At 65.5% G+C, this 12,856-nt stretch carries 10 protein-coding genes; 1 reads left to right on the forward strand and 9 read right to left on the reverse strand.

The genetic code is table 11. The features are described 5' to 3' along the window. Positions 1–2 precede the first annotated feature (2 nt). Genes J0X03_RS00855 through J0X03_RS00865 form a run of 3 tightly spaced genes read right to left on the reverse strand, consistent with a single transcriptional unit; the run spans position 3 to position 6,375 of the window. On the reverse strand, positions 3–2,195 hold the full coding sequence (locus J0X03_RS00855; protein WP_069100669.1) for a virulence factor SrfC family protein: 2,193 nt from the start codon (positions 2,193–2,195) through the stop codon (positions 3–5). Continuing rightward, the gene (locus J0X03_RS00860) at positions 2,192–5,137 is read right to left on the reverse strand and encodes a virulence factor SrfB (protein ID WP_201750834.1); all 2,946 of its coding nucleotides are present in this window, start codon (positions 5,135–5,137) and stop codon (positions 2,192–2,194) included. The genes J0X03_RS00855 and J0X03_RS00860 overlap by 4 nt, the downstream gene beginning before the upstream one ends. Continuing rightward, a complete protein-coding gene (locus tag J0X03_RS00865; protein ID WP_197806651.1) occupies positions 5,137–6,375 on the reverse strand; it encodes an SrfA family protein in 1,239 nt (412 codons plus the stop codon). Before J0X03_RS00865 ends, J0X03_RS00860 begins: the two co-directional genes overlap by 1 nt. Positions 6,376–6,672: 297 nt before the next feature. Here J0X03_RS00865 and J0X03_RS00870 point away from each other — a divergent pair, with 297 nt between their 5' ends. After that, a complete protein-coding gene (locus J0X03_RS00870; RefSeq protein WP_033645389.1) occupies positions 6,673–7,587 on the forward strand; it encodes a DMT family transporter in 915 nt (304 codons plus the stop codon). Here J0X03_RS00870 and pdxR read toward each other — a convergent pair. The 6 genes from pdxR to J0X03_RS00900 form a co-directional block, all read right to left on the reverse strand. Beyond that, positions 7,584–9,077 carry a MocR-like pyridoxine biosynthesis transcription factor PdxR gene (gene pdxR, locus J0X03_RS00875; protein WP_160204675.1) on the reverse strand — a complete coding sequence of 498 codons (1,494 nt, stop codon included), beginning with the start codon at positions 9,075–9,077 and terminating at the stop codon, positions 7,584–7,586. The two genes, J0X03_RS00870 and pdxR, sit on opposite strands and share 4 nt — an antisense overlap. Before the next feature lie 79 nt (positions 9,078–9,156). Continuing rightward, complete coding sequence (locus tag J0X03_RS00880) at positions 9,157–9,780, reverse strand: LuxR C-terminal-related transcriptional regulator (RefSeq protein WP_033645336.1); 624 nt, start codon at positions 9,778–9,780, stop codon at positions 9,157–9,159. A 109-nt stretch (positions 9,781–9,889) separates the two neighbouring features. After that, a complete protein-coding gene (locus J0X03_RS00885; RefSeq protein ID WP_033645335.1) occupies positions 9,890–10,429 on the reverse strand; it encodes a fimbrial protein in 540 nt (179 codons plus the stop codon). An 18-nt stretch (positions 10,430–10,447) separates the two neighbouring features. Beyond that, positions 10,448–11,452 carry a fimbrial protein gene (locus J0X03_RS00890; protein WP_033651772.1) on the reverse strand — a complete coding sequence of 335 codons (1,005 nt, stop codon included), beginning with the start codon at positions 11,450–11,452 and terminating at the stop codon, positions 10,448–10,450. A gap of 14 nt (positions 11,453–11,466) precedes the next feature. Next, on the reverse strand, positions 11,467–12,078 hold the full coding sequence (locus tag J0X03_RS00895) for a fimbrial protein (protein WP_033645333.1): 612 nt from the start codon (positions 12,076–12,078) through the stop codon (positions 11,467–11,469). A gap of 11 nt (positions 12,079–12,089) precedes the next feature. After that, on the reverse strand, positions 12,090–12,836 hold the full coding sequence (locus J0X03_RS00900; RefSeq protein WP_033645332.1) for a fimbrial biogenesis chaperone: 747 nt from the start codon (positions 12,834–12,836) through the stop codon (positions 12,090–12,092). Between the last annotated feature and the right edge of the window lie 20 nt (positions 12,837–12,856).

Raw genomic sequence — 12,856 nt, forward strand, 5'->3', positions numbered from 1 at the left:
CACTACGGCGCAGCGCGCAGGGCCGCGACGATCGCCGCCAGGTCGGCGCGCTGCTCGTCTGCCAGCGCGGGCTGCGCCTGCGCGGCATTCTCCGCCAGCAGGGTTTGCAGGCCGATCAGCCAGTCATAAATATAAAACGCGGTATTCTTGGTCGGCGTCGGCGCCAGCCGGGTTAGCCGCTGCTGGCCACTCCAGTCCACCGCCGGCTGCGGCGGCGGGGTAAAGATCGGCTGGCCGGGATTGACGCGGCTCTCGGGGCGCGTGGCCGTGTCGCGCCGCTGGAAGCCGAGCCAGGCGACGAAGTCGCCCAGTAGCGCCAGCGCCTGGCTGATCTGCCGATCTTCACCCTGTTCCGGCAAGCTCCCGGCGCACAGCGCGCGCTCCAGTTCGTCGTCGAGCCGCAGGCGGCAGGCGGCGCCGATCAGCGCATCGACCAGCAGTTCGAGGTGCGGCCTGTCGACGCCGAGCAGATCCAGCAACCGGCGGCTGTCAGGCAGCGCGCGCAGATGGTTGACCCAGTCGGCGAAGATCCGCGCGGCGAAAGGCGATGCGGGCTGCTCGCCGGGCGCCGCAGGGTCTTGCGCACCGAACAGATCGATATCCAGCCCAAACGGCGAAGTCGGCGTCGTCTGGGACGGCGTCGTATGCTGCTGTTGCTGATAAAGCTGGCGCAGCGTATCGCGCTGGGGCAGCAACCGTTCCAGCAGTTCGCCGTGGCGGCCGGCCTGCGCCTGCAACGCGCGCAACAGCTGCTGGGCGCGTTGCTGCGCCGCGTGCGGATCGGAGACGGAGAGCCAGTTGCCGAGCAGGCTTTCCGTCAGTTCGCGCTGCAACTCTTCACGCTGTTCGAGCAAGCGCGCTTGTTTGTGGGCCGGGCGCGCCTGTGCAGCCAGGTAGTTCACCATCCGGCGGCAGTCCTGTTCATCCAGCGCCAGCAGCGTGGCCCAGCTGTCGCCGGGCTCGCCGACCTGACGCTGGACGGCATCGTCGGGCCGCGCTTTGCCTTCCTGACGCAGGTCGAACGGCGTGATCGCCCAGATTAAACCGGGCTTGCGGCGCTGGCGCAGCGCCGGGGTTTCCCCCTGGGTGTGGTTGACCCAATCGGCGAGCGCCTGGCCGACGCGCGCGGTGTCCTGCGGCGTGGCGGCGGCATCGGTCACCAGCAGCAGGCTGGCGTGCAGGCCGTCGGCGCAACGGGCCAGTAAATGGGCGCGCTTCGCCTGCTGCAGACGCTGCGCCGGCTCCGCCTGCGGACAGATGCGGCTGCCGGGCAGGTCGATCAGCGCCACGTCGGCGGGCAAGCCTGCCTGCGTCGTCTGCGGCAGCAGGGTGGTCAATTCTGCGGTCAGCCAGGCCAGATCGCTCAGTGCGATCTCCCGTTCATCGCCGTTTTCGGTCATGACGGCGATCGTGGCGTTTTCCGGTGCGGCGCTTGCGGTCAGCAGCGCCAACGCACGGCGCGGGGCATGAACCCGTCTGCTGCCGTCGAGCGCCTGCAACGCGTGCGCCAGCTGGCGGTAACGCGCCGTCAGCGTCGCTTCCTCTCCCCACAGCGGCGCAAACAGGCGCGCGCGGTCATCGATGCTCAACTGCGGCGCCAGCGTCACCGCCTGCGGCCAGAAGTGCCTGTCGAGCGTGGATTGCTCTTTGTCGCCGTGGCGGCGCAGGCTGTCCCACAGCGCCAGTACGGCATTGCCGTCGAGGCCATCGATGGCGACCGCCTGTCGGTGGCGCGTCAGCGCTTGCAGGTGGTCGGCGATGGCGCGGGCGTCCCAGTCCGGGCGGAAGCCGCTCATCGCGGCGGCGTCAATCGTCATGGCCAACCACTGCGCTTCATCGAGCAAGGCGAGGGCGATCGGATAATCGGCGGGCCCCGCCTCGGCCGCCGTGCAGTAGCGCACCGCGAGCGAAAGGTCCGCGTCGAAGCGCTTCGCGCCGGGCGCCAGCGCCGCCAACAGATGGGCTTTGGCGGCGGCGTTGTGGCCATATAAACCGATGGCGACCTGCGCAGACTGTGTGTTTTCCAACAGTGCGGCGCGGTTATGGCAACGCCGCAAACGCTGTATCAGCCGATCGGCTTCCCGCTCCAGGCGGGCGGAGTGACGGCGTGCGGCGTCCACCCAGTCGATCGCCTGCAAAATGCCGGCGCTGAGCGCGTTATTCGGAGCCGCTGGGGCGAGGGTTTGCGTGTTCATCGTGGGTAAATGCTCCCGCTGTCTATCCAGTAGTGGGTCGCACCGGAGGCGCTGGCAGCCAGGGTATTGAGTTTCAGTTGCAGGTGGTGCGCCGGGACGGGGCTGCCGTCGGCCAGCAGCGCCTGGGCGATCTTGACGCTCTCGGCGCCCTGCTCGGCGCTGGCGGTGATGGCCAGCCGCAGGCCGATCACCGCGTCGCCGGCCAGCTTGCGCGCCAGCTGGGCGTCATTGATGGTCAGCGTATAGAGCGGCGAGGCCGGCCAGCGTTCGTTGTCCAGCTGGCGGAAGCCCAGACGCAGCGGGCCGCGCAGCTGGAAGCTGCCGGCGGGATCGAGCGCGAAATCGGCGCGATCCAGATCGATGTCGCGGTAATAGACGTTATCGTCCGCCAGCATGTTGTTGCCGTCCAGCATGCCCAGATAGCGAATGGTGGAGTAGGGCTGGAAATCGCCGACGTTGAAGTAAAAGCTCTCCAGCCGCAGATCGATCGCCAGCAGGCACAGCATGGCGCCCACGGCAGCGGTGGATTTCGGGTTGTCGATGCGGCCGCGTTTGTTGAATGGGTACCAGCTGCGGGTGTGGTAGCCCTCGAGCGGCAGAATGCGGCTGGCGGGCAGCGGCTGCAGATGGCGCAGCAGCGCCTGCACGCCGGGGAAGCGCGCCGGGCGGCCGGTCAGCAGCAACACGTCGCAGGTGTACAGCGCCACCACTTCGGCCAGCAGGCGCAGACAGCGGCCGATGCCGATGCGATCGGACAAGAAAGCGGCGTGCAGGTCGGCCAGACGGATCACCAGCGGGGTGTGCAGGATATCGAAGGCGTCGCTGTCGGCTTCGCGCTGCACTTCGCCGTTGATAAACGCCAGCACCTGCGGCGTCGGCCGCTGCGGCAGCAGATCGCCGAGGCCGGCGGCGATTTCCGCGCGGCTGTCCAGCGGATCGTACTGCTCATAGGCGGCGAGCAGCGCGCGTCCGGCGGGCATGAAGATCTGCAGCGCGGCCTGTTGACGCAGGGTGGAAAGCCCGTCCATGCGCCCTTCGTTGCCGAACAGTTTGTCCATCAGCGCCGCGGCGGCGTTCACGCCGGCGGCCTCGAAAGCCTGTTGCACGGCGGGCAGAACAAATTGCTGGATGATATCCAGCAGGATGTCGTCGCCGGCGACCTTAAAACCTTCGCGGAACAGCAGGCGCGGGTTGATTTTGATGTTGTTGCCCACGCCGTCATCGAGCGAGTAGTGCGTGATCGCCAGATCGGTGGTGCCGCCGCCGATGTCGATGGAGGCGATGCGCAGCGTTTTTCCGGGCTGTTCACCCGGCGCCAGCGGCCGATCGGGCCGCGCCATGGCGGCGAAGAAGGCGTCGGTGCGGCCGGCGAAGTTCACCTGGGTTTCGTTGTACAGATAGACCATCTGGCCGCAGGTGGCTTCGTCCCACTCGATCTGCACCTGCGGCGCCGGGAAGCGAGTGTGCGCGCCGTCGAACGGCGCATCCTGCGGGTGCCAGCCGAGGGCTTTCCACACCAGCCCGATCGCTTCCTGCATGCGGCGGCGGAAGATCTCCCGCTCCGGCTTCGGCATCGCCGACGGCAGCGTCAGGATGATGGCGCGTAAACGGCGCGGGGCGGCGGCGTTCGGCATGCGGCTGCGCTGGGCGATGCTGTTGATCTGCATCAGCGCCTGCGCCAACAGCTCGCTCAGCATCAGGCTCATCACCGCGCTGCGGCTGTAATGGGCGGCGAACACCGGCAGCCGTTCGGCCGTCGGCAAGGCGGACAGCGGCACGCCCTCGTCGTTGATCAAGGTGGTCAACGGCGCGGCGGCGGCCATCGGCTCGTGCCGCTCGTTGAAGCGCCAGCCGGGCGCATAGCGCTCTTCGTCCCACAGATAGCGGCGCGGGCTGGAGATGCCGGTGGTGCCTTCATGCCCTTCGCGTCGCTGCGCCAATTGCGCGGCTTCACGGCCGATGCGGGTGATGGACGGCCATTGGAAGGCGTCGTCGCGTCCGCTCTGGAAGGACAGATGCGGCTTGCCGAACGCGGCCCGAGAAAACTCCACCCGGCTCTCGAACAGTTCGTTGTAGACGCAGTGCGGTTCGGACAGCGAACGCAGCTGCAGCTCATAGGTTTGCTTCAGGCCGTTGCTCTCTTCCGGATGGTCTTCGACCAGCACGCCGCAGGTGTGAGAATTGCCGACGTCCAGCACCAGATCGACGTCGATCGCCGGCTGTTGCAGCGTCGCCGCCGCCATTTTTATCTGCGGCACCGTCAGCTGATGGCCGAGCATGTGCAACAGGTTGAGGTAGTGCGCCTGATACTCGAAGGTTTTCAGCCCGGCGTTGATCTCCGCCTCGGCGCGCTGTTCCCGCTCGGCGGCGCGCTGGCTGAACGCCTCGCACAGCCAGCCATCCACCCAGGTAAGATCGAGGAACTCGCCCAGTTCGTGGTTACGGTGCGCCAGCGCGAAGCTCAGATCGGCGCCGAGATCGCTCTCGCCCGGCGCCAGCGCTTCCTGGCCGGGCACGGCGGCGCGGGTATCGAAGGCCAGCACCACCCGCAGCAGGTTGCCGTCCTGATCCGGTTCATCCAGTTGCACCACCTGCAGGCGAGCCCAGTTATCCGGGCCCGACAAAAATATCCCCGAGGCGGTATAGCGCAAGAACGGCAACGGCAGCCAGAGCTTATCCAGCAGGCGCAGCGACTGCTGCAGCGGGTAGCTGAACTCCGGCCGCACCACTTCGGCGGCTTGCCCGCCCTCGGCCGGCAGCTGATATTTGCCGCTCTCGGCCTCCCATTGCAGGCGCAACAGCGGGCCGCTGGCGGTCTTGCGCACGAATTTGCCGGGAAACTCGGCGTCCAGCCGCGGGGTCAGGGCAAAGTCCATAAACTGAATGCCGCTGTCCTGAATCAGCGTAATGCCGTGTTTGTAGTCCGTAAGGGGTGCCAGCATCATTTACTCTCGCGCTTGAACGTCATGGGATAGGTGGTGTCCGCATCGTAGCGGCCGGTGCATTCCGCGGTCCCGGTCTCGCCCTGGCGGCAGACGATTTCCGGGATCTGGTAGCGGCTGCCGTCGCTGCAGCGCGCTTTGGTGCGGCTGTTGATCACCAGATTGCCGGACTGCATCAGCCCGGCCTCGACCGCCACCCGGCAGGTGACGCCGTCGCCGTAGGCGATGACAGCGCTGCCTTTGCCCGCGTTCAGGCGGTATTGCAGGCTGGGGCGCTTGCCGGTGATCGGATCTTTCAGCGCCACCGTGGCGCGCCATTTGCCGTTAAGGAAACGGGTGGAGCCGGCCTTCACCGCCTCGGGCGGCAGCACCAGCGCATTTTTGTCCGCCGGCTGCGGGATGATCGGCGCCGGGGGCGGCGGCATCAGCGTGGCGTGCGCCAGCGGCAAGCGCAGCTCAGGCAACGGCGCGGCGGTTTTTTCCGGCGGTGCCGGATGGCGCACCTCAGCCGGCATCGCCGGTTGCGGCGGCGGTGAGCGGTGCAGCCAGGCGGCCAGCGCCGCGCTGCCTAGCAGCAGTACCGGCAACAACCACAGCGCGTGGCGTCGACGCGGGCGAACAACGGCGGGGGATTCGGCGTGCGCCGTCGGGGCGGGCACCGGTTCAGGCTCGGCGGCCGGGGGCGGTTTTACCGGTTCGACAACGGCCGGTTTGCGCGGCGCGGCGGCGATCGGCGCCGGTTTTTCCACTTCCGATTCGAGCGGGCGCAGGCAGGCTAACGGATCGTCCGGGCTCTGCGCCTGCGGTTTGATAAAGCCCCAAAAGGTCAGCACCGGTCGGTCGTCTACCAAGTAGACGTGGTTGGGATCGGGAATATGCATCGCTTTGGCCAGCAGCGCGCCGAACAGGCGGTGGCTGGGATGAGCGGTCGCCTGGGTCTGCTCCGTCAGGCTGCGGAAGGTCGCCAGACAGTGTTCCAGGTGGCGCACCGCCTGCGCGCGCTGGGCGTCGCTGGCCGCCAGCCAGGAGGTGACCTTGCCCGGGAAGGGCGCATACCAGTCGATGCGGGTGCCGCTTTCGTTCGGCTGGGGGATCGCCAGACAGTCGGCGGCCTGCGGCTGCCGGCGAAGACGCAGGGTTTCCCGCAGCTGCTGCGCGCAGGCGTAGATCGGTTGCCCGTTCTCGCCTAAAGCGAGCACATCATCCAAACTGCCACTGCGTAAGAAGGGTTTCACCACGGCACCGCACCTTGTCCTGTTCTGCAAAAACGCATAAAAGTCCATGATACCCCGCAGGCAGTGCCGTCAAACGGCCAAGGACAGCCCGAAAAACGCCCTTCTCTGGCGTTAGCGGCGCGCTTTGGCAACCGGCACAGTGAAAATCTCGCTATCTGGACCTGTCTGTGAACCGCTTTATCTGAAAAATAGAACGCAGCCCCGGCAAGCGACGCCGGGGAACGATGTTCTCTTTCACTATGACCTCGCCTCGCGGGTTGCCGATTTCGGTATGCCTCAGGCGTGCGGAGCATTCGCATGATGGACAGTCAGTCTGAAAAAACGCTTGTTGTTACCCCTGCTCATCCCGCCGTCGGGCATTCGGCTCAGGGCTGGATGAACGGTTTCCTCGGCATGATTATCTTCAGCGGCTCGTTGCCCGCCACCCGGGTGGCGGTGCTGGAGCTCGATCCGCTGTTTCTGACGGCGATCAGGGCGGCGATCGCCGCTTTGCTGGCCCTGTGCGCGCTGCGGATCACTCGCCAGGCGCGGCCGACGCGGGCCGATTTGCCGCCGTTGCTGTTTGTAGCGCTCGGCGTGGTCATCGGTTTTCCGCTGCTGACGGCGCTGGCGCTGCAGCACACCACCTCGGCGCATTCGCTGGTGTATATCGGCCTGCTGCCGCTGGCGACCGCCGGTTTTGGCGTCTTGCGCGGCGGTGAGCGCCCCAAGCCCGCTTTTTGGGCTTTTTCGGGCATTGGCGCCGCGCTGGTGGGGGCGTTCGCGCTGAGCCAGGGGAGCGGCGGCGCCTGGCAGGGAGATGCGCTGATGGTCGGCGCGGTGCTGCTGTGCGGTTTGGGTTATGCCGAAGGCGCGGTGCTGTCGCGCCGGATCGGCGGCTGGCAGGTGATCTCCTGGGCGCTGGTGGCGGCGTTGCCGTTGACGCTGGCGGCCGCATGGTGGGCGGCGCCGGCCGCTTGGCCCGTCGTCAGCGGCGCCGCCTGGCTGTCGCTGGCTTACGTCTCGGTGTTCAGCATGTGGATCGGCTTTATCTTCTGGTATCGCGGCCTGGCGCAGGGCGGCATCGCCGCCGTCGGGCAATTGCAGCTGCTGCAGCCGTTCTTCGGCCTGGCGCTGGCGGGCTGGCTGCTGCAGGAAACCGTCCAGCCGATGATGATCGCCGTGATGGCCGGCGTGGTGGTTTGCGTGTTCGGCGCCAAGCGCTTTTCTCGCTAGGCCCCGTTGCGGGCGCAGGTGCGGATCACCTCGCCGAGTCGTTCTACCGCCTGCTGCACCTGGCGGTCATCGTAACCGCCCAACCCCAGCACCAGACCCGGCTCACCGTGGCCGGGCGCATACATCGGCGATACCGCCCGCAGCGCCAATCCGGCTTCGTTGGCCTGCTGGGCGACCTGCACGTCGTCGAGATCTTTCCTCAGCCACAGCACCATGTGCATGCCCTGATCGCAGGGCTGCACCCTCCCCAATTCGGCCGGGATGCGCGCGTTGATCGCCTCGATCAGCACCCGGCGTTTCTCGGCGTAGACGCCGCGCATTTTGCGGATATGCCGGTCGAGATACCCTTCGGCGATAAAGGCGGCCAGTACGTGTTGATCTGCGCTGGGCGGGTGACGATCCATCAGGATCCGGGCGCCGCAAAAGGCGTCGACCAGCGGCGGCGGCACGATGGCGTAACCCAATCGCAGCGAAGGGAACAGCACCTTGCTGAAGGTGCCGAGATAGAGCGTCCGCTCGGGCGCCAACCCTTGCAGCGAAGGGAACGGGTGGCCGGCGTAGCGCATCTCGCTGTCGTAATCGTCTTCCACGATCCAGGCCTGCCGTTCTCTGGCCCAGGCCAGCAGGGCGCTTCTTTTCGCCATGCTCATCGGCATGCCCAGCGGATATTGATGAGACGGCGTGACAAAAGCGGCTCGGGCGTCGGCGGCCAGGCGCACGCCGGCGGCGACGTCGATGCCGTCGTCGGCGACAGGCACTCTGATCATGTGTCGATCGCGAAACAGGCTGTTAAAAAGGGCGGTGATGCCGGCGTAGGCGGGGTCCTCGACCCAGGCGCTGTCGCCGGCGTCCAACAGGATCTGCGCGGCCAGATACAGTCCCTGCTGGGTGCCGGCGGTGATGAGGATTTGCTGCGGCGTGCAGTTTACCGAGCGGGAACGGCGCACATAATCGCAGATGGCTTCGCGCAGCGGCAGGGCGCCCAACGGATCGCCATAGCCGGATGGGGCGCCGGGGCCGCGCGCCCGGATGCGGTTGCCGAGCCGCCGCCAGATATCGTCGGGCGCGGTATCGCCGATCGGGACCGACACGGTGAATGGCACCGACGGCAGCGCCCGCACCTGGGCGGCAAAACGCGCCAGATGCTGCGCCTGTGAAGAAAGCGGCACGGCTGTGGCCGGAGCGGTTTGCACCGTGGCGTGTGGCGTGCGGCGCGGCGCCTGATAGTGGGCGACCCGGGTGCCGGAGCCGGGCTGCGGTTCAAGAAAGCCTTCCGCCGTCAGCTGAGCAAACGCCTCCAATACCGTGCCGCGCGCCAGATTCAGCGCCGCCGACAGCCGGCGCGTCGAAGGCAGCAGATCGCCCGCTTTCAGATCGCCTTTGTGGATGGCCCGGCGCAGTGCCTGCGCCAGTTGGTGGCTTAGCTGCCCCGCCTGGCGGTCAATCTCGCCGAGGGCGGGGACGTCAACGACTTGGGCTGTTCTGGGCATGCATTCCGGCTCGCTGTGCAGTGCAAAAATGAGTATTCAGAGTAAACCACTCTGTCGGCACTCGCGAGTCCGTTGTCAGTCAACTCAGCCCGCGCTGATTCAGCAGCACCTTATTCAGCTCGCTGTTTTTACGCACGTTGAGCTTGCGCATCGCCGAACGCTTATGGGCGCTGATGGTTTTCTGGCTGCGCTGCAGCAGGCCGGCGATGCTGCAGGCGGACATGCCGCTGCTCATCAAACCCAGCACCTTTTTCTCGCAGTGGCTGAGCGCGGCGATGCGGCAAGCCTGGCATTTCCACTGGCCGGCGGCGTGCAGCGCCACCCACGGATGCAGGATGAACTTTTCCAACGCCATCTGCAGCTTGAGGCGAATGGCGTAGGCCGAATCGCGCCGATGGATGCTGAACAGCGGCGGCAGGTTTTTCACCTGTTGCTGGGTCGCGTCGTCGAGGATCAGCAGGGTCAGCTGCCGCTGGCGCGGAACGCCGTGAGGGCTTTGATAACAACAGGCGCAGCCCCAGCGCTCTTCCGGCGTGCGGAACACGATTTCGATGTTATCCAACGCCTGCAGCGCCAGCGGCGAGAACTGCGGGTACCGGCGGTGGCATTCGTTCAGGGAGTGCAGATAGTCCTGCAGCAGCAGACGCAGCCCCTGCTGGTAGAAGTTATCGCTGTCGAACAGCGTGAAGCGAATATCTGGCATGGGTGACTCCTTAAAAAGCCGTGGCGCCGCGCCGGAGCAAACGGTGACGGCCCATCGCCGGCGTTCGCGCGCCGGTCGTTTTCCTGATTTCCCTGGGACGGTGCGAGGCTTATTGGTACGCCAGCACAAAATTGGCGATGGACGTGAATTCGCCTTCGGTAATGCTTTGGTTTTGAATCGCGCTGGGCCGCCCTTGCACATAGGCGGTGAAGTTCAGGCTGTTGGGGCCGTTTTGCAGCGCGACGGCGCTGGTGGCCTTATTCAAATCGATGTCTGCGCCCTGATGATCGAACAGGGCGATGGCGGCGCCGTTCGCGCCGTTGTTGATCGCCAGCTTGCCCGGCATCTCTCCGTCTTCGGTGCCGCTGAAGGTCACGCTGACGGATTTGAACACCGTGGTCTTGCAGTCGGTCAGCTTGATGCTGAACGGCACCGGCGTGGTATGGCCGTAGCGGTACAGGGTTTTGACGATCACCGTGCCCATCTCCACCAGCTGATCGGCGGACTGCGGTTCGATATTGCACGGCCGGCTCACCACGGTGCCGTGGAACTGCACCGGCGCGCCGATAAGCTCGGTGTTCGCCGCCGCCGGCATGGCGGCAAACCACCAGGACGCGCAGCTGAGCAGCGCTAAAGCGCGTAGACGCATTTTCCGTTCCTCCCTCGGTTACTGGAATGCCGCCACGATGGTGGCCGACGCGTTGAATTCCCCTTCGCCGATCTCCGCGCCGCCGTTGGCGAACGGCGCCGCCACCAGGTTCCAGGAGCCGCCGTTGCCGATGTTCGGCACCGGGTAAAACTCGTTCGGAATGACCAACTGGCCGTTGTGCGTCAGCCGGATGCCGAGATCGTTCTTGTCGGTTTTGAACACCTCGTTGCTGAAGGCGGCCGCCGTGCCCGACACCGCCAGCTTGATGTTCAGCGTGCCGTCCTCGAAGCTGCCGCCCTCGCACTGGAAGCGCACCGGAATGCTTTGCGGATAGTTCGAGCCGTTGAGATCGCTGCCGCCGATCTCGCCGAACTCCACGTTGATCAGCTGGCCTTCGTTCACCACGCATTTATCCGGCACGTAAAGGATCGCGGACTGGATAAACACCTGCGCCATCGGATTGGGGCCGAAACCGCCGTCGGTCGAGCCGAGGCGGCCGAACATCTCGATGATCTGCCGATCGTTAATCTCGACGCCGTTGATGATCTTTTTGCGCACCCGGAAGGTGATGCGGCCTTTTGAACCGCTTTCATAGTTGTTGACCTGCACATAGGGCGGTGAGCAACTGTGATTGGGATACTCGTTGGATTCGTTGTAAAAAGGCACCGTGACATAGGCCTTCTTATTACCTGCAATCCACACTTCGGCTTTTAAATCCAGGAAGTCGTTCAACTGCAAGAAGCCGTTGCCGTAGTCAGAGGGGGGCAGCGCCGAATCCGACTTGTAAAAGTGCGGGCTTCGGGGGATCGGCGTATCGCAGTAGGCCTTGCCGGTATAGGTACCGCCTAATGAATAGGGAAACTGTTTGGTGAACCCCACCTGGTTGGTGATGTTGCTTTGATTCAGATCGATATAGAACTGTTTGGGGCCGCCGTCCGGCGTGACGTAGCCGTTGGCCCAGGCGGCGGGGGCCGCCAGCGCGATCGCCAGCGGCAGGCAGAGTTTGGTCAGTTGTGTTTTCATCGCGTTCTCGAGCCTCACAGGTAAATCACCTGAATGTGCGCCACGGCAGCGAACCCGGCCGCCATCACCGCCCGCTGGGTGGATTCCACGCTGGCGCTGAACCACAGGGTGTTGCTACCGGGTTGCAGAATGTAAGGGCGGCTGCGTTGATTCAGCTCCAGCGCCTGGCCTTGTTGGTCTTGCAGCCGCAGGCCGATGCCCTGCACGCCGCCGTTCAGCTTCAGCAGCGATGGGTTATCGACATCGCTTTCGCCGAGAAACACCAGCGTGGCGGCCTGCTCTCCCTGCAGGTAGAGGCGGCCGGCGTCGCCGTTGCGCGGGCCGGCCGGGTTATCCGCCAGCGCGCGCGCGCCCAGCAGGCAGTTGCGGAACGAGAGGCGAAAACGCACCGGCGCGCTGCGATCGCCGGCGTTGCGGAAGTCGCGTGCGCTGACGTCGCCCAGATCGACGGATTGATCCCGGCTGTCCGGCGTCAGGCTGCAGGGAGAGCTGAGCAGGCCGCCGTGAAAGCTGACGGTGCCGGTGGTGCCTTCGATCACGCCCAGCGGCGTTGCCGCCATCGCGCCGCCGCCGCACAGCAGTGCGCCGAGCAGCAGCGGGCGCAGTCGATCGGTGAATTCAGCCATGCTGGACCTCCTTATTTTTTCTCGGGCACGGCGGTGCAAACGCCGCCATTGCAGACGAAGCGCAGCTCCGGATGGCCGCCGTAGTCGTTGATGTAGGTGATGACGAAGCTGTTCATGCCGGTCTCTTGCAGCTTGAGGCTTTCGCTGGATTTCGGCTTCAGCATCAGCGGCTGAAAACCGCCGATCGCGCCGCCGCCCTGTTTTTGCGTCTGCCGCGTCATGCCGGTCAGGGTGATGTAAAACGGCGTCGGGTTGTCGACGGTGATGGCGCCGCCGCTTTTACGGAACACCAGCTTTTCCTGCCACACCTGGCCCTTGGGCGCGACGATGGCTTTCGGCCGATAGAACAGTTTGATCTGCGTTTGCAGCGCCAGCTGCATCACGTTGGTTTTGGTGCTTTTCGGCGGAATTTCGCGCAGGTTGAAGTAGAACACCGACTCGCGATCCTGTGGCAGGCGATCCGCCTCCGGCGTCTTGGTGATGCGCACCACGCTGCGCTCGCTTGGTTCCACGCGCTGCAGCGGCGGCAGCACCACCAGCGGCGAGGTGATTTTCTGGTGCTGCTCGTTCTCAAGCCAGGATTGCGCCAGGAAGGGCAGCTCTTTGTTTTCGTTGACGATATTCAGGCTGATCGATTTGGCGTCGCTCACATAAACGGCGCGCGTGCGATCCAGCGATATCGCCGCGTCGGCGGTGGGCAGTACGGCGCTCAGGGCCAGGCCGGCGGCGGTCAGTAGCGTTATCGGGTGTTTGTTCATGTCATCATTTCTCAGCGTTA

The organism is Serratia ureilytica (assembly GCF_017309605.1).
Taxonomy (GTDB): Bacteria; Pseudomonadota; Gammaproteobacteria; order Enterobacterales; family Enterobacteriaceae; genus Serratia; species Serratia ureilytica.